Raw genomic sequence first — 20,278 nt, 5'->3', positions numbered from 1 at the left:
CGCCCGGTCCGGTCGCGGTCCGCAAGGGCTATGCCGCGGTGCGCCCTCACCCGACCCTGCCCGCACTGTGGGCGCGTATGCGAAGGGAGGACCGTGACCTTCGGATTCGCCTCGTCCGCAGCCACATCGTTCAATGGATCGGCCGGCTCCGCCAGTCGTCTCGCCAGACTGCTGGAACCCGCGGAGTGGGCGGAAGCGGGGATACCTCTCCTTCGCAACCCGCGCGAGGTGGTCAGCGGCCTGCATGTCCGCCACGAACCCACGCCCTCGACCGCCGTCGTCGCCGTGCTCGATACCGAGGAGCGGCTGATCGCCAGTGCCTCGTTCGCGCGGCGCCCCGTCCCGGCCGACGGCTGGGAGTTCCGCAACACCCTGCTCGCCCAGCTGCGGCGGGTCATCCCTCACGATCTGCGCCGCCGTTCCCCCGTGCGCACCGCCGTGCTGCTCTACTGCCGCGAGGGCGACGAACGCTGGACGGAGGAGGACGGCGCCTGGATGTGGGGACTGCGGGACGCGTGCACCTTGCACGGACTGCGCTGCGGTGCGTACATCACGCTGACACGCGGAGGTTGGCAGGTGCTGGGCGAAGGGCGCGGCGGCCGCCGGCCCAGCTCCCAGTCGCGGTCCGGCGGTTTCGCCGACCTGGTCCCGGGCCCGGGGACGGAGCCCTTGCGTACGGCGAGCGGCGCCGCCGAAGCGATGCGCCGTACGGCGGCCCGCTGAGACGCGCCGGGAGCCGTTGCCCGGCCTGGTGAGTCCGGGTGGGGCGGCGCCGGCCAACCGTTCACCCCGGCCGGCAGCCGCGACGCCGACCGCCACTCGCCGGCGCCACCGGGCGAAGGGTGCGGGCGGCTCTTCCTGGCGAGGATGCCGCCGCCACTCGCCGGCGCGCGACGGGTCCCGCGGGCGCGGAGGCAGGGGCGCACTGGCCGGCGGTGCCCCGCACGGCGTACCGCACGGCCCTGAGCCGGCGCCCACCCGCACCGCGCCGGGCTGGAGCAGCCCGTCAGGGCAGAGCACGGCGCCGGACGCGCTGCGAGCGCAGCCCGGTCCGGGCGTACGCCCCGCCGGTCCGCTCAGACACCCGCGCCGAGCGCCGCGTCGATCCGCTTCGGGTCACCGCACACGATCAGCAGCGCACGCGCGTGCCCCAGGGCGACGGGCAGCACCCGCGCGGCGGCGTCGGCGGCGTCGTCACTGTTCATGGCGACGACGACCACGGGCCGGGGCGAAGCACGCCCCACCGAGGCGGCGTCCGCGTAGAAGACGTCGTCGGCGGCATCGTGCTGGGCCCAGTAGGCGCTCTCGCCGAAGGACAGCTCGTGAACGGCCCAGGGGTGCTGCTCACCCGTGGTCAGCACCAGGATCTCGCCCGGAGCACGCCCCGAGTCGAGCAGCAGGTCGACGGCCTCACCGGCCGCGTCGAGCGCCCCCTCGGCGGAGGCGGGAATGAGCTGGATCTGCGGCGCGGAACGATTCTGCTTCCGGGGCGACGCCGGAGTGGCGGAGCCGTGCGTGCGCTGCGCGGGCGGAGCGGGCCTGGCCGGACCGGGGCCGGGGCGCCCGGGACGGGGAGCGGCCACGCTGCGCGGACCGGGTACGGGACGGGGGGTCGGCGCGGTACGGCCTGCGGCCGAGGCTGCGCGGGGACCCTGGGCACTCTCGTGAATCTGAGGCTCCTCGGGGATGAGAGGCATGGGTGGATTTTTATCAAACGCCGGTGCGACGGGCATCGGCGGGTGGCACATAAGTTAAGTGCGACCGGCGGTCGGGCCGGTCGGCACAGTACTCCTGGTACGGCCGGTTCAGAAGTCGAAGCCGAGTTGGCCCCCGCTTTCCAGAGCGGCCGCCTCCGCGGCGATCCGGACCTTCTTCAGGTGCCGCCAGCGCGGCATCGCGTCGAGGTAGGCCCAGGAAAGCCGGTGGAAGGGCGTGGGACCGAGGTCGTGCAGTGCCGCCTTGTGCACCGGTGACGGGTAGCCGGCGTTCTCGGCGAACGCATACGGCTCAACGGCCGCCGATTCCAGCCCGAGCTCGGCCATCAGCTCGTCCCGCCGCACCTTGGCGATCACCGAGGCGGCCGCGACGGCGATGCACGACCGGTCGCCCTTGATGACCGTCCGGACCCGCCACGGCGCGCCGAGGTAGTCGTGCTTGCCATCGAGGATCACCGCGTCGGGCCGGACCGGAAGCCCCTCCAGGGCCCGCGACGCCGCCAGACGCAGGGCCGCCGTCATACCCAGGTCGTCGATCTCCTCCGGGGAGGCGTGGCCGAGCGCGTGGCAGGTGACCCAGCGCTCCAGTTCCGCCGCCAGGGCGGCACGGCGCCTGGGTGTGATCAGCTTGGAGTCGGTCAGACCCTCGGGTGGCCGCCGCAGCCCCGTGATGGCCGCGCACACCGTGACGGGACCGGCCCAGGCCCCTCGCCCGACCTCGTCGACACCAGCGATGATCTTGGCACCGGTGGTGGCGCGAAGAGAGCGCTCGACGGTGTGCGTGGGTGCTTCGTAGGGCATGGCGCCAGACAGATTACGCCGCGCGGCGCGGCCGCGACACCCCGGCTCCCCGTTCCCCGGACGCTTCCGCCGCCGCCCGCCGCCCGGACCCGGCCGCGGCACCGTGGCCCGGCCGGCGGCAGACGGCGAGAGCCCTGTCCGGGTATTCGCTTCCGCACACTCCGGATCGCTGTGGCGTCATCACCGGGGCATGTCCAGGACCCGGTGGGCGCATGAATCCGGGTGCACCGCCGACACCGCCGGTACCCAGGCGCATGACCTGCCGAAGGCGGTCCGCGGGACGCTCGACGGCACCGCCGACGTCCAGCCGGTGGAAGCACCCCTTACCGGCGTATCGCATTCGTGAAGGACCATACACGGGGCGCATCCGGGGTTCGGAGTGCGTCACCACCCCCGGACACGGGGCGAGTTGGCAGAGGTCCCTCGCGATGGCGCGGGTGCCACGCGTCACCCGGTAGAGGTGGCCTGTCACCCGGCCGGCAAGCCGGCCCCGGCACCGACGAACGCCACGTAGCGGCCCCGTCGAGGCACGACGGCGAGACGGCGCCGTGACGGCAGGGTCGCGGGACGGCAGGACGCGTGACGGCGAGACGGCGACGGGACGACGGGGCGGGGCAGTGCCTCACCGCGCCGGGGTGCCTCCCGGGGTCAGGCAGCCGGGGCGGGCAGCCAGTCGGGCAGGGCCTCGGTCTGCGCCAGCCAGGCCGCCGGCGGAGCCCCGGCCCCGGCCGCCGCGACCACTCCCCCCGCGATGGCGCAGGTCGTGTCGACGTCCCCGCCCACCTGCGCGGTGGTCCAGAAGGTCTCCTCGAAGTCCCCGAGGGCCCGGGCCGCGGACCAGAGAGCGAACGGAACGGTGTCGTGCGCGCTCGTACGGCGTCCCCGGCCGAGCACCGCCGCGACCGTGTTGACGTCGCCGTAGTCGAGCATGTCGCGCGCCCGGCGCAGCCCCTGCCCGACCGCGCTGCGCGGCACGAGTGCGATCACCCCGTCGAGCAGCTCGCCGGGCGACGGAGGCCCGTCCGGGGAGGCCGCGAGCGACGCGGCCGCCGCGACGGCCATGGACCCGACGACGGCCTCGCGGTGCTGGTGCGTCGTGTACGCGGAGATCTCCGCCTGGTGGGTGGCCTGCTCGGGGTCGTCGGCGTACCAGGCGCCGAGCGGGGCGATGCGCATCGCGGCGCCGTTGCCCCATGAGCCCTGCCCGTTGAAGAGCTCCGCAGCCAGCTCGCGCCAGTCGCCGCCCTCGCGGATCAGCCTCAGCATCCGGTTCACGGCGGGACCGTAGCCGCGGTCGAAGTCGTGGTGCTCGGCGAAGGACCGGGCGAGTGCGTCCTGGTCGATCCGGTTGTGCGCGGCCAGCACGGCCACCACCGAGCAGGCCATCTCGGTGTCGTCGGTCCACTGCCAGGGTCCGGACGGCGGCACGCGCCGCTTCAGCAGGGAATGGTTGGAGGGTACGAAGAACTGGGAGCCCAGGGCGTCTCCCACGGACAGCCCGCGCAGGCTGGCCAAGGCGCGGTCGAGGCGCCGGTCGAGAGTGGAGTGAGCGGTCATCGCACCGCCACTCTATCCGGTGACCCCGTACCACTCGGGTGTGCACCAGCGCTCGAAGGGCCTGTCCAGGGTGTACCTGCCGTCCTCGCCGAGCAGCAGCATCCTCGTCTCGCCGTTGTCGGGATTCGAGAGCGACTCGAATTCGGGCACCGTCCAGTGGAACCAGCGCATGCAGAAGAGGCGCATGGTCAGCCCGTGGGTGACGAGGAGGACGTTGGGCGGGTGCTCGGGCGACTCGAAGCTGCGGTGGAGACTCTCCAGGAACGCTCCGACCCGGTCGTAGACATCCGCTCCCGACTCGCCCTGCGGGAATCGGTAGAAGAAGTGGCCGTAGGCGTCGCGGTAGGCCTTCTGCAGCCGCACGGCGTCCCGCTCCTGCCAGTTTCCCCAGTCCTGCTCGCGCAGTCGCGGTTCCTCCCTGACCCGGACGAGCCGGGAGTCGAGCCGGAAGGCGTGGAGGGTCTGGTGGGTGCGTCGATAGGGCGACACATAGACACTGACGCGTTCATGACCAAACAGGGTGCGCAGCCGGCCGCCGGTGTCCTCGGCCTGGCGCCACCCCCGGTCGGTGAGGCTCAGCGCGTGATCGGGCTTGCGCTCGTACACCGAGTCGTCGGCGTTGCCCTCCGACTCGCCGTGCCGGACGAGGACGATGCGCCGTGGTCGTGCCATAGGACAAACCCTAACTTGATCTTTAACGTGTGCGGCGGCCGTCCGCCGCGGGCGTCGTCCGGTACCACGGTGGCGCCGTACACCTCCCCTGGCGGCGCCCCGGCCGGCCGGGGCGGGGCGCCGCCGGCCGGGGGGTAGCGCCGCAGGCATAGGCGTTCGGCAGGCCCCGCCTCCTCGCCGATCTCACCGAGGCCATCGCGACGGCGGGGGCGGCGGTCGTCTCCGCCATCGTCGAACCGCCGAGCGAGCAGCGCGTGCGGCACACGTACACGCTCCGGCTCCAGGACGCCGCCGGGCTTCCCGCGCTGATGCGCGCGATGCGTGATGTGGCGGGGGTGTACGACGTGAGCCGCGCCCGGCACCCGGCCCTGCCCTGACGGGGCGCCGCCGGCCGGGGCGGGGCGCCGCCGGCCGGGGCGGTCACACGGTCCAGGACGGCTCCAGTTCCACGACGTCACCGGCCAGCGCCGCGATGTCCGCCTCCGTCTGCGCCCTGAGGGACAGCCGCTCCACCCGCTCCACCCGGTACTTGCCGTGCTCCGCGGCCGACTGCCACATGGACAGCACCAGGAACTCGTTTCCCGGGGCTTCGCCGAAGAGCCCCCGCACCATGCCCGGGGACCCCGCCATGGCCGGGTTCCACACCTTCGCCTGCATCAACGAGAAGTGCTCGACCCTGTGCTCGTGCACCCTGCAGTGCGCCACGCGCACCACGTCCGCGTCCGTGAACCGGGGCTCGAATCCGGTCTTCACGTCGAACCGGTGATCGAAGAGCTTCGCCTGGAGATTCCTGTACGTACCCGACTGGGCGGACGCCAGGCGGTCGTGCGACCGCGCCATGAAGGAGTCGTAGAACGCACGGGTCTCCCAGAACGCGAACACATGCGCGACGTCCGGCCGCCCCCGGCTCCAGCCGCCGCCCTGCCCCCGGAAGCCCGGCTCTCCCAGTAGCCCCGCCCATTTCCGCTGCCCGCGCTCGAACCCCCGCCGGTCCACGACGGTGCAGCGAATCCACTTGACCAGCACCGCGCCATCGTACGGCCAGGGGCCGTGGCCTCGGTCACTCTCCCGGGTGAAGGAGTACCCGCAGTCGCCCTCCTCACCGGATCACGCCGGGTGAAGGAGCACCCGCAGTCCCCCCCACCCGATCACCCCGGGTGAAGGAGCTGCTCCGGTCACCCTCCCCACCGGATCAGGCCTCCCCATCCCGGTCGATCCCGGGCCGCGCCGGTCACATGACACGATGACAGTTCGCACACGGGGCCGGGAGTTGCCGGCACGCAGCCGGGCGGCCCGCGGGGAGCCTCCGCCGTCCACGAGGAAGGGAATTCGGGTGAGCAGTCTCAGCAAAGGGCTCCGGAAGGTCCAGGTGACGCTCAAGTGGGACCCCAGCCCCATCGGAGCCGCCTCCCACGACCTCGACATCGTCGCGGCCACCTACACGGCGGACGCCCCCCACGGCGCGCCCGCCTATCTCGTGCACTTCGACAGCCGGTCGCCGGACGGCACGATCACCCTCGACAGGGACAGCCGCACCGGGCAGGGCTTCGGCGCCGACGAGGTGATGACCCTGGAGCTCGAGCGGCTTGCCTCGGCCTACGCGAGGGTCGTGGTCGGCGTGGTCATCCAGCAGCCGTCCGCGGAGAAGACCTTCTCCGACATCCCGAACACCGGGACCCGGATACTCGACGGGCCGGTGGAGCTGGCGAGCGACGACCTCTCGGGCATGCCGGACGCCTCGGCCGCCACGATCGCGGAGTTCACCCGGGACGAGTCGGGCGCGTGGCGGCTGCGGCCCGTCCTGCGCGGCTTCACGGCTTCCCCGGCCGAGTTCGCCGAGCTGATGGGTGCCGCACCGGCCTGAACGGAGCGTCGGGACGTGCCCGGGGCGCGCCCCAACCCGCCGCCTCCCTCCCGGCCGGAGGCTTGCGCCGCGGACCGTTCTCCCCCGCGGCGGCTGTACGGCTCCGGGGAGGGGCGCCGGCACGAAGCCGGCGCCCCTCCCCGGGGGTTCACACCTCAGTCAGCGGCGTCCAGGATCAGCTGCAGCCGCTCGTCGAGCCGCAGCCCTCGCAGATGTAGCAGGAACCGGCGCGCTGCATCTTCGTGCCGCAGGAGAAGCACAGCGGGGCGTCGGCGCTGATGCCGAGCTGCATCTCCACGAGCTCCGCGCTGGTGTGCGCCTGCTGCGGGGCCGGTGCCTCGGCCTTCGGTTCGGCCACCGGCCTCGGGGGCTCCTGCCGGCGCGGGGCGGACTGGGCCAGGCCCTCGACGTCCACCTCGTCGTCGGCGGGCTCGTACGAGCCCGTCTCCAGGTGCCGCTGCCGCTCCTCGGCGGAGTGGATGCCGAGCGCCGAGCGGGTCTCGAAGGGCAGGAAGTCCAGCGCCAGGCGGCGGAAGATGTAGTCGACGATCGACTGGGCCATCCGCACGTCCGGGTCGTCCGTCATGCCGGCCGGCTCGAAGCGCATGTTGGTGAACTTCGAGACGTAGGTCTCGAGCGGAACGCCGTACTGCAGACCGACCGAGACCGCGATCGAGAAGGCGTCCATCATGCCCGCGAGGGTGGAGCCCTGCTTGGACATCTTCAGGAAGACCTCGCCGAGACCGTCGTCCGGGTAGGAGTTGGCGGTCATGTAGCCCTCGGCGCCGCCGACCGTGAAGGACGTCGTGATGCCGGGACGGCCCTTCGGGAGGCGCTTGCGGACCGGGCGGTACTCGACCACCTTCTCCACCGCGCTGCGGATGGTCTCCTCGGCCTTCTCTGCGATCTCGGCCTTCTCCTCCTTCTTCTTGGCGGAGAGCGGCTGGCCGACCTTGCAGTTGTCGCGGTAGATCGCGAGGGCCTTGACACCCATCTTCCAGGCCTCGAAGTAGATCTCCTCGACCTCCTCGACGGTCGCCGACTCCGGCATGTTGACCGTCTTGGACAGGGCGCCGGAGATCCACGGCTGGATCGCGGCCATCATCCGGACGTGGCCCATCGGGGAGATGGCCCGCTCGCCCATCGCGCAGTCGAAGACCTCGTAGTGCTCGGTCTTCAGGCCCGGGGCGTCGATCACGTTGCCGTGCTCGGAGATGTGGGCGACGATCGCCTCGATCTGCTCCTCCTGGTAGCCCAGGCGGCGCAGCGCCTGCGGCACGGTGCCGTTGACGATCTGCATCGAGCCGCCGCCGACCAGCTTCTTGAACTTGACCAGCGCGAGGTCGGGCTCCAGGCCGGTGGTGTCGCAGGACATCGCGAGCCCGATGGTGCCGGTCGGGGCGATGACGGACGCCTGCGCGTTGCGGAAACCGTTCTTCGCGCCGAGGCGGACCACGTCCTGCCAGGCCTCGGTGGCCGCGGCCCAGATCGGGGTGTCCAGGTCGTCCATGCGGACGGCGGCACCGTTGGCGTCGGCGTGCTGCTTCATCACCCGCTGGTGCGGTTCGGCGTTGCGGGCGTAGCCGTCGTACGGGCCCACGACCGCGGCGAGCTCGGCGGAGCGCCGGTAGGAGGTGCCCGTCATCAGCGAGGTGACGGCACCGGCCAGGGCGCGGCCGCCGTCGGAGTCGTACGCGTGGCCGGTCGCCATGAGCAGGGCGCCCAGGTTGGCGTAGCCGATGCCGAGCTGGCGGAAGGCGCGGGTGTTCTCGCCGATCTTCCGGGTCGGGAAGTCCGCGAAGCAGATGGAGATGTCCATCGCGGTGATGACGAGCTCGACGACCTTCTGGAAGCGCTCGACGTCGAAGGACTGGTTGCCCCTGCCGTCGTCCTTGAGGAACTTCATCAGGTTCAGCGAGGCCAGGTTGCAGGACGTGTTGTCCAGGTGCATGTACTCGCTGCACGGGTTCGAGCCGTTGATCCGGCCGGACTCGGGGCAGGTGTGCCAGTGGTTGATGGTGTCGTCGTACTGGATGCCCGGGTCGGCACAGGCCCACGCGGCCTCGGCCATCTTGCGGAAGAGCGACTTCGCGTCGACCTCCTCGATGACCTCACCGGTCATCCGGGCGCGCAGGCCGAACTTCCCGCCGGACTCGACGGCCTTCATGAACGCGTCGTTCACGCGGACCGAGTTGTTGGCGTTCTGGTACTGGACGGACGTGATGTCGTCGCCGCCCAGGTCCATGTCGAAGCCCGCGTCGCGCAGCGCGCGGATCTTCTCCTCCTCCTTGACCTTGGTCTGGATGAAGTCCTCGATGTCCGGGTGGTCGACGTCGAGGATGACCATCTTGGCGGCCCGCCGGGTGGCACCACCGGACTTGATCGTCCCGGCGGAGGCGTCGGCGCCGCGCATGAAGGAGACGGGTCCGGAGGCGTTGCCGCCGGAGGAGAGCAGTTCCTTGGAGGAACGGATCCGGGAGAGGTTCAGGCCGGCGCCGGAGCCGCCCTTGAAGATCATGCCCTCTTCCTTGTACCAGTCGAGGATCGACTCCATGGAGTCGTCGACGGACAGGATGAAGCAGGCGGACACCTGCTGAGGCTGGGGCGTGCCGACGTTGAACCACACCGGCGAGTTGAAGCTGAAGACCTGGTGCAGGAGGGCGTACGCCAGCTCGTGCTCGAAGATCTCCGCGTCGGCGGGCGAGGCGAAGTAGTCGTGCTCCTCACCGGCCTTGCGGTACGTCTTCACGATGCGGTCGACGAGCTGCCTCAGGCTCGTCTCGCGCTGCGGGGTGCCGACCGCCCCGCGGAAGTACTTGCTGGTGACGATGTTGACCGCGTTGACCGACCAGAAGTCGGGGAACTCGACGCCACGCTGTTCGAAGTTGACCGAGCCGTCGCGCCAGTTGGTCATGACGACGTCACGGCGCTCCCAGGCCACCTCGTCGTACGGGTGTACGCCGGGGGTGGTGTGGACGCGCTCGATGCGCAGGCCCCGCCGGGCCGCGGCAGCCTTGGTTCCCTTGGCTCGGGAGCCTCGTGCCGGGCCGCTCGCCGTCTCTGTCATGCCGCCTCCCATATACGGGCAAAAACGCCCTGAAGTGCCCAGATCTTCCCGGGGCACAGTCTCTGTCTGACGTCCCGGGCACCGCGCCACGCAGTACCTGGGACACATCTGCTTCAGCCGCTCTGCGGCCGGTCTCCGCCCGCCCTCGCGGGACGGTCGATCAGCCGGCGGCTTCGACGGGCTCGGGGGCCCCGTGGGGCGCACCGGGCCCGCTCCGCCCTGCGGGCGGCCGCTGCTCACGGAGCTCCGTGATGGCGGCCTCGAAGTCTTCGAGCGAGTCGAACGCTCGATACACGGACGCGAAGCGCAGGTACGCGACGAGGTCGAGCTCCTGCAGGGGACCGAGTATGGCCAGACCCACGTCGTGGGTGGTCAGCTCGGCGCTGCCGGTGGCGCGCACCGCCTCCTCGACCCGCTGGCCGAGCTGGGCGAGGGCGTCCTCGGTGACGGGCCGTCCCTGGCATGCCTTGCGCACGCCGGAGATGACCTTGGTACGGCTGAAGGGCTCGGTCACCCCGCTGCGCTTGATCACCATGAGCGACGCCGTCTCGACCGTCGTGAAACGACGGGAGCAGTCGGGGCACTGGCGGCGGCGGCGGATCGACGTGCCGTCGTCGGTGGTCCGGCTGTCGACGACACGACTGTCCGGGTGCCTGCAGAAGGGGCAGTGCATGGCTCCTCGACCCTCCTTCACAGCACGACTGAACAGCCTCGCAGAGGCGCGTCAGCCCCCTTGAAGCAGCCACAAGCATAGGCGATCGCCGCGACCTTCAGCGGACCGGGGACCACAACTTCTGGGCGGCCGGGACAATCCAACCACTAGATCTGGGGTTTGACCGCCAATCGCCCCTGACGCGTGTCGCGCGGCGGGGGCGCGCCGCCCAGCGGCCGAGACCTCTGCACCGGTCGGCGACGAGGGTACCCGGGGGCACCCGGCACGCCCGGCCCCGGGGGGCCGGGTCACCCCTTTGCGGGGCATCGGGTGCCAGACTGGGGGTGGGCACGCCCGGCCCTGTGGACCGCCGCGCACCCCCGCGGACCACGGCGCAAACGCAGGCCTCTATACACCCAGCCCCAGGCAAGCGTAAGGTGATCTGCGTTTTTTCACTCGAACGTGTGTTTGGCGCAACCTTTCGAAAGCAACTACCGTTGTCCAGCTAGGGAGACCATCTCGAGAGGGGCCGACGTGACCACCACCGCTGACAGTGCCACCATCACTGCCCAGGACAGCTCCCAGAACCGATTCGAGCCGGTGCATGCCATGAATGACGCAGCCACGAACCCGGAGGGCGCGGAGCCAGCGCGCCCCGCGCGCTCGCTGCCCGGTCGACCTCCCGGGATCCGCGCCGACAGCTCCGGACTCACGGACCGCCAGCGCAGGGTCATCGAGGTCATCCGCGACTCGGTGCAGCGCCGCGGATACCCGCCGTCGATGCGCGAGATCGGCCAGGCGGTGGGACTGTCCAGCACGTCGTCCGTGGCCCATCAGCTGATGGCACTGGAGCGGAAGGGCTTCCTCCGCCGCGACCCGCACCGGCCCCGGGCCTACGAGGTGCGGGGCTCCGACCAGCCGGCCACGCAGCCCACGGACGCCACGGGCAAGCCCGCCGCCTCGTACGTGCCGCTGGTCGGCCGGATCGCCGCCGGTGGCCCCATCCTCGCCGAGGAGTCGGTCGAGGACGTCTTCCCCCTCCCCCGCCAGCTGGTCGGCGACGGCGAACTGTTCGTCCTGAAGGTCGTCGGTGACTCGATGATCGAGGCCGCGATCTGCGACGGCGACTGGGTCACCGTCCGCCGTCAGCCGGTCGCCGAGAACGGCGACATCGTCGCGGCCATGCTGGACGGCGAGGCCACCGTCAAGCGCTTCAAGCGCGAGGACGGCCACGTATGGCTGCTGCCCCACAACGCGGCGTATCAGCCGATCCCCGGTGACGAGGCGACGATCCTCGGCAAGGTGGTGGCGGTGCTTCGGCGGGTGTGAGCGCACCTCGTCGGCTCTGGCCGGGCCCCGGGACCCACTGCGCCGGTCCCGGGGCCTGTTTGTACCCGCGGCCCGGGCCCGGTGACCCCGATGGGTCCCGCCGGCCGATGCCCGCACTCATGTGCGCCGGCCGCACCGCCCCGGCGGCGTCACGGCGGCCCTCCCGACCCCGGTCTACGCCCCGTCCGCCTTCGCCGCCGCGTCGATGGCCGCGAGGGAACGACGTACCTGGTTACGGTCCGTGGTGTACCAGAAGTCGGGCAGTGACGCCTTCAGATAGCTCCCGTACCGGGCGGTGGCGAGCCGCTGGTCGAGCACGGCGACCACACCGCGGTCTCCGGTGGCCCGCACCAGCCGTCCCGCGCCCTGAGCCATCAGCAGTGCCGCATGGGTCGCCGCCACGGCCATGAACCCGTTGCCACCGGCCTCCTCCACCGCCTTCTGGCGCGCGCTCATCAGCGGATCGTCGGGGCGCGGGAACGGGATCTTGTCCATCACCACCAGCTGGCAGCTCGGACCGGGGACGTCGACGCCCTGCCAGAGGGAGAGCGTGCCGAACAGGCACGTCCTGGGATCGGCCGCGAAGTTCTTGATCAGCTCCCCGAGGGTTTCCTCGCCCTGCAGCAGGATCGGGAACTCGGGGATACGGGACCGCAGTTCCTCGGCGGCGAGCTGGGCCGCCCGCATGGAGGAGAACAATCCGAGCGTGCGCCCACCGGCCGCCTGGATCAGCTCGGTGAGCTCGTCGAGCATGTCGTCACGCCCGCCGTCCCGGACGGGGCGGGACAGATGCTTCGCGACGTAGAGGATGCCCTGTCTCGGGTAGTCGAACGGCGAGCCGACGTCGACGCCCTTCCAGACGGGCAGGTCGTCGCCCTCGGCGCCCTCGGGGGCCAGCCCGAGCGAGGCCCCCACCCCGTTGAAGTCACCGCCCAGTTTGAGCGTCGCGGAGGTGAGCACCACCGAGCGTTCGGCGAAGAGCTTCTCCCGCAGCAGGCCCGACACCGAGAGCGGGGCCACGCGCAGGGAGGCCCCGAAGCGGTCGTGGCGCTCGTACCAGACCACGTCGTACTCGGAGCCGTTGCTGATCCGCTCGGCGACCTCGTGCACGGACTCGACCGAGGCGAGCGCCTGCTTGCGGACGGCGTCCTCGTCCTGCACGGACTTGTCGCGGGTGGCGCCCAGCGCCGAGGTCACCGTGCGGGCGGCATCGCGCAGCGCCAGCAGCGCGTACCCCAGGTCCTCCGGGATCTCGTCGAGGCGGCCGGGCAGCGCGAGCTCCATCAGCCTCTCGAAGCCCTCGGCCGCCGTCTGGAGCCGGTCGGCCGCCTTCTCGTCGACCAGCTTGGCCGCGCGCCGCACCGCGCGGTGGACCTGACCGGGGGTGAGCTCGCCGGTGGCGACCCCGGTGACCCGCGAGACCAGCTCGTGGGCCTCGTCCACGATCAGGACCTCGTGCTGCGGGAGCACCGGAGCGCCTTCGATCGCGTCGATGGCGAGCAGGGCGTGGTTCGTCACGACGACCTCGGCGAGCTTGGCGCGCTCCCGCGCCATCTCCGCGAAGCACTCCGCTCCGTAGGCGCACTTGCTCGCGCCGAGGCACTCCCGTGAGGACACGGAGACCTGCGACCACGCCCGGTCGGAGACGCCGGGGGTGAGGTCGTCCCGGTCGCCCGTCTCCGTCTCGTCGGACCAGTCGCGCAGACGCACCAGGTCCTGCCCCAGCCTGCTGGTGGGGGCGGCCGCCGAGGTGGGGTTCCCCGCGCCGAAGGCCAGGGGATGGTCGAAGAGCCCGTCCTCCTCTTCCTGCGGGACGCCCTCGTGGAGCCGGTGCAGGCAGAGGTAGTTCGACCGGCCCTTGAGCATGGCGAACTCCGGTCTGCGGCGAAGCAGCGGGTGCAGGGCATCCACCGTTCGCGGAAGGTCCCGCTCCACGAGCTGGCGCTGCAGCGCGAGCGTCGCCGTGGCGACCACCACACGGTCCCCGTGGGCCAGGGCGGGCACCAGGTACCCGAGCGACTTGCCCGTACCGGTGCCGGCCTGGATGAGCAGATGCGACCCGTCGTCGATGGCCTCGGAGACGGACTCGGCCATGGTGACCTGGCCAGGCCGCTCGACCCCGCCGACGGCGGCGACGGCGGCGTGGAGGAGCTCGGGGAGGGATGCCTTCGTCATAGAGCGCCCACCCTACGGGGCGCCGCCGACAACGCGATCCGGTTCCGGCCGGCACCCGGTGTCATAACGTGCTCAGGGGGTTGCGGACCGTGCCGTGGACGGCGGCATGCGGGCGCTCGGAGCGGTCGCGGTAGCCGTCGAGGTGGAGCCGGTTCCGGTTCAGGCAGAGGCGCTCGATCCGCGGAGTAAGCAGGTCGAACAGCTCGAAGCGGTCCTTGAGCTCGGGGAAGCGGGACTGGTGGCGCAGGATCTCCGCGCGGACCAGCGACCAGAACCGGTCCTCGGGGAGCCCCAGCTGCTCCTCGCAGAGCGGGGCGAGATAGCGGAACACCCCGACGAAGAGCCCGGAGTGGATGAACTGGGTGAGGAACGCGGGCTCCTCGGTGAGCAGGACCGCGCGCACGTCCCCGGGCATGGCGGCCAGTTCCGGCAGCGGCCTGGCGCAGACGTTCACGTCGTCGACGAAGTCCTTGATCGCGAGACGTACGGGCACGTCGTGGTCGTCGAAGACGACGATCGCGTTCTCCCCGTGCGGCGAGAACACCGTGCCGTAGCGGTACAGGAAGTGCAGCAGGGGCGGGAGCAGGGCCGCGAAGAGGTGGCGCAGCCATGCGGCCGCCGGAAGTCCGGAGCGTTCGACCAGCTCGGCCGTGAAGGCGCGCCCCGCGGGGTCGGTGTGCAGGAGCGAGGCGAGGGTGCGGGCGCGCTCTCCCGCGGGCAGCCGCAGGGGCTCACGCCAGATGGCCCCGAGCAGTTCCCGGTACTGGTAGGGCACTTCGGGCAGCCGGTCGTAGTGCGGGTGCTCGACGGTGACCGAGGCGACCTCCCCCAGCAGGACCACCCGGCACTCGTCGCGGAGGAAGGGGTCGGCGTCGCGCACACCGTGCACCCATGCGGTGACGGCGGGTGCGGCGAGCGTGCGTTCGGTGGGCAGCCCGCGCCAGACGAGGGTGTTGAGTACGGACAGGGGGAGCTTCACGGTGTGGCGGTCGGGCCGGCTGGTGTTGAGGAAGGTGCGGATGGACTGCTGGGGCAGCCGCAGGTCGCCGTCCGTGGTGAGCGGGACGATCTCACCGCGGGCGATCGAGGGGGCGTAGAGGGGCAGCAGCACCTGGTCCCACTGCCAGGGGTGCACGGGCAGGAAGAGGAATCCGGCAGGGTCGTGGCCGCGGTCCCGCAGCGCGGCCGAGAAGGCGTCACGGACCGGTGCGTCGAGTTCCGCGGCGTAGAGGCGCTCGGGCGTGTCGAGACCCGAAACGCCCCGGTAGGCGGCGAGGCCGGTACGGACGGCGATCCAGGGCAGCCGCGCCGGGGTGCGTGCCTCAGGGGCCCAGCGGGCGGTGTCGCGTGCCGAGAAGCCGAGGCGGCCCTTGTTGAGGACGAGCCAGGGGTGACCGGTCTGGTGGCCTTCCAGGGCGGCGTAGTCGAGGTCGGCGAGCCGTGCGGCGGGGAGCGCGGTGCTGTCGAGCCTGCAGTCGGCGGCCAGGGTGGTGCTCAGTTCGCGTACGAGGTGGCCGAGCGTGGCGCCGTCGAGTGCGAGGATATGGCGGGCCTCGGCCAGGAACCGGAGCGGATCGCAGAACGGGGACCCGTCGCACCGGACGGAGCCGGGTACCACCCGCCAGCCGCCGTACGCGCCGCGCCGGGCGCGGAAGGTGAGGTTCTGCCCGTCGTCGAGGCGGAGCGTGTAGCCGTCGTCGTGCCCCTGGGGCACCGGCTCGATGATCTCTTCGTAGGCGAACTCGCCGAGCATCTTGGCGAGCAGGCGGGAGGACGCCCGCTGCCAGGTCTCCGGAGTGAGCTCGGCGGGCGCGAGCAGGGCGTACGGCTCGGCGGAGTCTGGGGCGGCGGGGGAATTCGGCACGGGGGCTCCTCGGATGGAACCGATGCGGTTCGGGCGGTCTTGCGAGCGGTCTGTAGGGCGGTCGGCGGCGTGCGGCGGGTCGTTCACAGCACCTTGCTCAGCGCCCGGTCGCGGACCATGAGCGCGGCCCGCTTGCCGGGGAGGTCGACCTCCGCGGAGAAGCGGAAGCCGGCGCTGAGGAAGGCGGCGACGGAGGGGGTGTTGCGCAGGTCGGGTTCGGCGACGACACGTGCGCAGTGGGGGCGGCGGTCGAGTACGTGGTCGGCCGTGGCCCGGAGCAGGGCCGTGCCGACGCCGCGGCCCCGGTCGGCGACGCCCCCGATGAGGAGGTGGATGCCGGTGTCGTGGGGCCGGGCGGGGTAGTGCCGCGCGAGCGGGTCGAGGTCGGCGCGGTAGATCTCGAAGTAGCCCGTCGGTACGCCGTCGAGGACGCCGAGGCAGGGGACGCTGCGGCCGTCCCCCGCCAGCTGGCTGCCGAGATGGTGTTCGGTGACGGACTCGGGTCCGGCCAGCTCCCAGAAGGCCGCGACGGCGGGGTCGTTCATCCATCGGCTGATGAGTGGCAGATCGCGTTCGATCCGGACGGGCACGAGCTGGAAGGAGCCGATGGGGGTGGCGACCGCGCCCCACTCGGGGAGGGCGTCGAGCAGGTCCTCGCCGGGGAACGGCCCGTGGCCGGGGTTCTCTCCCTCGGAAGCGTCGCCGGGCGTGGCGCCCGGCGGTTCCCGGTCGGCCGATGCCGGTTCCCGGTCGGCCGGTGCCGGTTCGCGGGAGTCCCGGTCGTGCCCGAAGAGCGCCACGAATTCGCCGGGCAACCGCAGTTCGAGGGTGTCCTCCACGCCGTCCCCGCCGGCGGGGGTGTCCGGGCCGTCCGGTTCGGCGCTCGCTCCGGTGGGCGACATGTGGCGCTCTCCTCTCAGCAGTTCGGACGGGCCGGTCGTCGGTGGTGCCGGTCCCGGCGGCCGGCCTCCTCGGGTGGCGGATGCCCTTCGCGGTCGGCGCCTGCGAGGACGGTGCCCTTCGCAGGCGGCGCCCTCCGGGGACGGCACGCCTTCCGGGGACGGAACGCCCTTCGGAGACGCACGCCCTCCTCGGAGGCGGGTGCCGGGCGGGAGTTCCCTCAGGGATGCAGGGGGTTGGCGATGGTGACGTAGACGGACTGGGTGTCGACCGGGCCGACCAGTTCGTCGAGGCCGTGGAGGCGGGTGAGCAGGTTCGCCTTGCAGCGCAGGGTCGGGCTGTCCAGGAGCTGCGCCGGCAGCGGCGAGCCGAGGTGGCGGACGGCGTCGAGGAAGCGGCGGAAGCCGGCGATGAGCACCCGCTCGTCGGCGAGCCGCTGGGATCCGAAGGCGCCGATCAGACCGAGGACGTTGTTGATGCCGAGGTAGTAGGCGAAGCGTTCGTCCGTGACGGCGTCGTCCACGAAGGTGTCGCTGAGGGCGCCGATGCCCGGAAGCCGGCGGTCGAGCTCGGCACGGCGCGACTCCCGGAAGTAGTACCCCTGGTTGTCGCGGTAGCGGCCGCCGGCGGGCCAGCCGTGGGGGTCGAGGATCACCAGGGTGTTCTGCTGGTGGGCTTCGAGGGCGACACCCGCGGTGGCGTCCAGCCAGAGCACCGGGCGCACGACCTGGTCGAGGTAGCGCAGGAACCACTCGGCGGCGACGGCACCGGCGGGGCGGCCCGTCCTGGTGGAGAGCGCGCCGATGACCTCGGCGAGACGGGAGTGGGTGCCCGTCCGGCCCGGCCAGGGCCGGGGGGCGGTGAGGCCCGCGAGGCAGACGGCGTCGTCCCCGGCGCCGAACGGGTTGTGCCGGATCATGACGTCGAGTCCGGGCAGCGGCGCTCCGTCCGGGGTGTCCACGGCGAGCCATGCCGGGTCGCGGACGATGTCGAAGCGGGGGTGCGCGGTCCGCCACTGCGTGCTCAGGCCGCTGCGGAGAAGGCGGTGCACCTCGACCCCGCGGTGGAGTTCCTTGCGGAGGTTCTCACGGCGGGAGTTGGTGATGCGCAGGCCGAGGGAGAGCTTGAGCATGGCCGGCGCGCCGGACCGGTGGACGGTGCGGACGGAGGAGGTGGGATGCCAGGGTTCACCGGCGGGGCCGAGGTCGTGGAGCAGGCCGGAGTCGAGGAGCGCCGCGACGTCCGGCCGGTGGATCACCTCGCGGGCCTGCCAGGGGTGCAGCGGCAGGGCGGCGGTGCCCGGAGGGAGGGGCAGGTCGCCCGCCAGCCGGGAGGTGATCCGCTCGGCTGGCACCGCGCGGCCTTCCTCCGTCCAGGCCGAGTCGGCGGCCAGTACGGACCGGTCCACGGCGAGCCAGTGGAGGGGGAAGGAACCGTGCAGCTCCGGTGAGTAGAGCCGGGCTTCGGCGTCGGAGAGCCCCTCCCGGCTCTTGGGAGTGGGGTGCAGTGGATGCCCCAGGACCAGTGACTGCTCGGCGTTCAGGAAGAGGTCGGCGCCGTGCCGGGGGCCGGGGTGCCGCCGGCGGTCGTCGATGAAGCCGGCGGTACGGATGACGGAGTCCGCGACGCGTCCGGCGAGGTCGGCCGCTTCGGTCCGGCGCCCCTCACCCTCTCCCCGTACCGGACCGCCGGGACCGGAGGCGGCGTGGTGACCGCCCGGCTCGCGGGTGAGGAGGACCGCGACGGTGACGGCGTCGGCGGGCGGCGCGTCCGCCGGCGCACCCTCCAGCACGGGCGGGCCGAAGCGGTGCCAGCCGGCGGGGGACCAGTGCAGGACCGGCACCAGCAGGGCGGTGCCGCTGGCGCGGAGCGGGATGCGCAGGAGGTCCCCGGCGGGCTTCGGGAGGTCGTTCTCCCGGACCCAGCAGCGCAGCAGGTTCTCCACGGTGCCGGCGTCGGCGGCCACCAGCGGGTCGGGGTGGTCGAGCGGGTCCGCCGCGGCTCCCTGCGGAGTCGCGGTGGGCGCTGCCGCCCGTTCCGCGGCCGTCCCGGCCGCGGAACCGCCGCGCTGGTCGCCGGCCGACCCCGGCGACTGCCGCGGTACCGTCGCGGGCCCGGCCGCGGCGGGGGCGGCCGTCGTGCCGTTCCGCCCCGGGTGGTGGCCCGCGGTGGGGCGGCGGTCGGGTTCTGGGGTGCCGGCAGCGGGGGTGGGGTTCACGGGGACTTCCTTGAGGTGTCGTCCGGGATCACAGGGACGGTCCGGTGTCGTTGCGGCGGTGCGGTGCGCGCACGGCCGCTTCCAGGGAGTCGGCGAAGCGGTCGAGGACCGCCTCGGCCTGCTCGTCGGTGAGCGTGAGGGGAGGCAGCAGACGGACGACCCCGGAGTGGCGTCCGCCGAGTTCGACGATGAGCCCGCGGCGCAGGCACTCCCGCTGCACGGCAGCGGCCAGGACGGGGTCGGCCGGCGGGACGTCGGCCTGCGGGTCGCCCATGTCGGGGCGGACCAGCTCGACGCCGATCATCAGCCCTCGGCCGCGTACGTCGCCGACACAGCGGTGGGTCGCGGCGAGCCCCTGGAGCCGCCCCAGCATGCGCGCGCCGAGAGTGGCGGCCCGGTCCGCGAGCCGGTTCTCCCGTACGAAGGCCAGGGTGGCCGCGCCGGCCGCCATGGCGAGCTGGTTGCCCCGGAACGTGCCGGCGTGGGCGCCGGGCCGCCAGACGTCCAGGTCGGCGCGGTAGACGATCACGGCGAGTGGGAGGGAGCCGCCGATGGCCTTGGACAGCACCATCACGTCGGGGACGATCCCGCTGTGCTCGACCGCCCAGAAGGCCCCGGTGCGGCCCACCCCGGTCTGCACCTCGTCGGCGATCAGCGGGATGGAACGGGCCGCGGTGAGCTCCCGCATCCGCCGCAGCCAGCCGTCGGGGGCGGGGATGACACCGCCCTCGCCCTGCACCGGTTCGAGGATCATGCCGGCGGGTGTGGGGACGCCCCCCTTGGGGTCGTCCAGCAGGTTCTCGGTCCAGCGGGCGGCGAGCTCGGCACCGCGTTCACCGCCGACCCCGAAGGGGCAGCGGTAGTTCTGCGGAAAGGGCAGCCGCGTCACCCGGACGTCGGCGGCGCCCCCCGAGGCGTCCAGCGCCCCGGCCGTCATGCCGTGGTAGGCGCCGGTGAACGCCAGGAGCCCGGTGCGGCCCGTCGCGGTGCGCACCAGTTTGAGGGCGGCCTCGACGGCGTCCGTGCCGGCCGGCCCGCAGAACTGGATGCGGGCGTCGTCGGCGAGCGGCCGCGGCAGGGTGGCGAACAGTTCGGTGGTGAAGGCGTCCTTGACCGGGGTGGCGAGGTCGAGGACGTGCAGCGGCGCTCCGGAGGCGAGCACCTTCTTGATCGCTTCCAGGACCACGGGGTGGTTGTGGCCGAGGGCGAGGGTCCCGGCGCCCGAGAGGCAGTCGAGATACCGCCGCCCGTCCGCCCCCTCGATCGTCAGCCCCCTGGCGCGCACCGGGACGATGGGCAGCGAGCGGGCGTAGGTCCGCGCCGCGGACTCACGGAGCGACTGGCGGCGCAGGATGCCTTCGTGCGCGAGGGGCTGTGCCGGCGGAGCGGGTTCGGTCACGGCCACGGCTGTTCGTCCTCCGACTGTCACGGTTGTGTCGCACCTCGGTACGGCGGTCGACCGGC

At 72.5% G+C, this 20,278-nt stretch carries 15 protein-coding genes and 1 pseudogene; 4 read left to right on the top strand and 12 right to left on the bottom strand.

Features of this window, described 5'->3' with window-relative positions:
• Positions 1–93 precede the first annotated feature (93 nt).
• Positions 94–723 (top strand): hypothetical protein, encoded by a 630-nt coding sequence (locus DDW44_RS23320; RefSeq protein WP_026165516.1) that lies wholly within the window; start codon positions 94–96, stop codon positions 721–723.
• Between the two features lie 353 nt (positions 724–1,076).
• On the opposite strand, the gene DDW44_RS23315 is transcribed toward DDW44_RS23320, so the two are convergent.
• From DDW44_RS23315 to DDW44_RS23300, 4 genes are all read right to left on the bottom strand, one after another.
• Positions 1,077–1,697, bottom strand: a complete 621-nt coding sequence (locus DDW44_RS23315; protein ID WP_108907615.1) for a hypothetical protein — start codon at positions 1,695–1,697, stop codon at positions 1,077–1,079.
• Between the two features lie 108 nt (positions 1,698–1,805).
• The gene (locus tag DDW44_RS23310; RefSeq protein WP_108907614.1) at positions 1,806–2,516 is read right to left on the bottom strand and encodes a ribonuclease HII; all 711 of its coding nucleotides are present in this window, start codon (positions 2,514–2,516) and stop codon (positions 1,806–1,808) included.
• A gap of 648 nt (positions 2,517–3,164) precedes the next feature.
• Positions 3,165–4,073 (bottom strand): ADP-ribosylglycohydrolase family protein, encoded by a 909-nt coding sequence (locus DDW44_RS23305; RefSeq protein ID WP_108907613.1) that lies wholly within the window; start codon positions 4,071–4,073, stop codon positions 3,165–3,167.
• 12 nt (positions 4,074–4,085) lie between these two features.
• Complete coding sequence (locus DDW44_RS23300) at positions 4,086–4,745, bottom strand: histidine phosphatase family protein (protein ID WP_017949392.1); 660 nt, start codon at positions 4,743–4,745, stop codon at positions 4,086–4,088.
• Positions 4,746–4,897: 152 nt separating this feature from the next.
• On the opposite strand from DDW44_RS23300, the pseudogene DDW44_RS23295 reads away from it, so the two are divergent.
• Positions 4,898–5,122: pseudogene (locus DDW44_RS23295) on the top strand (ACT domain-containing protein); the annotation flags it as partial.
• 43 nt (positions 5,123–5,165) lie between these two features.
• On the opposite strand, the gene DDW44_RS23290 reads toward DDW44_RS23295, so the two are convergent.
• Positions 5,166–5,771, bottom strand: a complete 606-nt coding sequence (locus tag DDW44_RS23290; protein WP_017949393.1) for a YdbC family protein — start codon at positions 5,769–5,771, stop codon at positions 5,166–5,168.
• Between the two features lie 307 nt (positions 5,772–6,078).
• On the opposite strand from DDW44_RS23290, the gene DDW44_RS23285 reads away from it, so the two are divergent.
• Positions 6,079–6,609 carry a TerD family protein gene (locus tag DDW44_RS23285; RefSeq protein WP_108907612.1) on the top strand — a complete coding sequence of 177 codons (531 nt, stop codon included), beginning with the start codon at positions 6,079–6,081 and terminating at the stop codon, positions 6,607–6,609.
• A gap of 175 nt (positions 6,610–6,784) precedes the next feature.
• On the opposite strand, the gene DDW44_RS23280 is transcribed toward DDW44_RS23285, so the two are convergent.
• Positions 6,785–9,676 (bottom strand): vitamin B12-dependent ribonucleotide reductase, encoded by a 2,892-nt coding sequence (locus DDW44_RS23280; RefSeq protein ID WP_108907611.1) that lies wholly within the window; start codon positions 9,674–9,676, stop codon positions 6,785–6,787.
• A gap of 160 nt (positions 9,677–9,836) precedes the next feature.
• The gene (nrdR, locus tag DDW44_RS23275; protein ID WP_018888383.1) at positions 9,837–10,349 is read right to left on the bottom strand and encodes a transcriptional regulator NrdR; all 513 of its coding nucleotides are present in this window, start codon (positions 10,347–10,349) and stop codon (positions 9,837–9,839) included.
• A 513-nt stretch (positions 10,350–10,862) separates the two neighbouring features.
• Between nrdR and lexA the strand changes: the two genes are divergently transcribed.
• Positions 10,863–11,657: a transcriptional repressor LexA gene (gene lexA / locus DDW44_RS23270; RefSeq protein ID WP_018888382.1), complete on the top strand. Its 795-nt coding sequence runs from the start codon at positions 10,863–10,865 to the stop codon at positions 11,655–11,657.
• A 174-nt stretch (positions 11,658–11,831) separates the two neighbouring features.
• Here the strand turns inward: lexA and DDW44_RS23265 are convergent, their stop codons facing one another.
• The 5 genes from DDW44_RS23265 to DDW44_RS23245 all read right to left on the bottom strand — a co-directional run bounded on the left by DDW44_RS23265 (position 11,832) and on the right by DDW44_RS23245 (position 20,219).
• Positions 11,832–13,832, bottom strand: coding sequence for an ATP-dependent DNA helicase (locus DDW44_RS23265; RefSeq protein WP_108907610.1), 2,001 nt, complete (start codon positions 13,830–13,832; stop codon positions 11,832–11,834).
• 61 nt (positions 13,833–13,893) lie between these two features.
• A complete protein-coding gene (locus tag DDW44_RS23260) occupies positions 13,894–15,696 on the bottom strand; it encodes an IucA/IucC family protein (protein WP_108907609.1) in 1,803 nt (600 codons plus the stop codon).
• A gap of 83 nt (positions 15,697–15,779) precedes the next feature.
• Positions 15,780–16,598 (bottom strand): GNAT family N-acetyltransferase, encoded by an 819-nt coding sequence (locus DDW44_RS23255; protein WP_108907608.1) that lies wholly within the window; start codon positions 16,596–16,598, stop codon positions 15,780–15,782.
• Between the two features lie 218 nt (positions 16,599–16,816).
• Positions 16,817–18,814: an IucA/IucC family protein gene (locus DDW44_RS23250; protein ID WP_108907607.1), complete on the bottom strand. Its 1,998-nt coding sequence runs from the start codon at positions 18,812–18,814 to the stop codon at positions 16,817–16,819.
• A gap of 28 nt (positions 18,815–18,842) precedes the next feature.
• Positions 18,843–20,219, bottom strand: coding sequence for a diaminobutyrate--2-oxoglutarate transaminase family protein (locus DDW44_RS23245; protein ID WP_108907606.1), 1,377 nt, complete (start codon positions 20,217–20,219; stop codon positions 18,843–18,845).
• Positions 20,220–20,278: the final 59 nt, after the last annotated feature.

Source organism: Streptomyces tirandamycinicus (assembly GCF_003097515.1).
Classification (GTDB): domain Bacteria; phylum Actinomycetota; class Actinomycetes; order Streptomycetales; family Streptomycetaceae; genus Streptomyces; species Streptomyces tirandamycinicus.
Note: the sequence above shows the minus strand (reverse complement) of the source record. Positions and strands in the feature narration are given on the sequence as shown.

Coding starts and splice junctions, on each gene's coding strand:
- DDW44_RS23255 (WP_108907608.1), bottom strand. CDS start 16,598: ATGTCGCCCACCGGAGCGAGCGCCGAACCGGACGGCCCGGACACCCCC.
- DDW44_RS23315 (WP_108907615.1), bottom strand. CDS start 1,697: ATGCCTCTCATCCCCGAGGAGCCTCAGATTCACGAGAGTGCCCAGGGT.
- DDW44_RS23300 (WP_017949392.1), bottom strand. CDS start 4,745: ATGGCACGACCACGGCGCATCGTCCTCGTCCGGCACGGCGAGTCGGAG.
- nrdR (WP_018888383.1), bottom strand. CDS start 10,349: ATGCACTGCCCCTTCTGCAGGCACCCGGACAGTCGTGTCGTCGACAGC.
- DDW44_RS23265 (WP_108907610.1), bottom strand. CDS start 13,832: ATGACGAAGGCATCCCTCCCCGAGCTCCTCCACGCCGCCGTCGCCGCC.
- DDW44_RS23310 (WP_108907614.1), bottom strand. CDS start 2,516: ATGCCCTACGAAGCACCCACGCACACCGTCGAGCGCTCTCTTCGCGCC.
- DDW44_RS23305 (WP_108907613.1), bottom strand. CDS start 4,073: ATGACCGCTCACTCCACTCTCGACCGGCGCCTCGACCGCGCCTTGGCC.
- DDW44_RS23280 (WP_108907611.1), bottom strand. CDS start 9,676: ATGACAGAGACGGCGAGCGGCCCGGCACGAGGCTCCCGAGCCAAGGGA.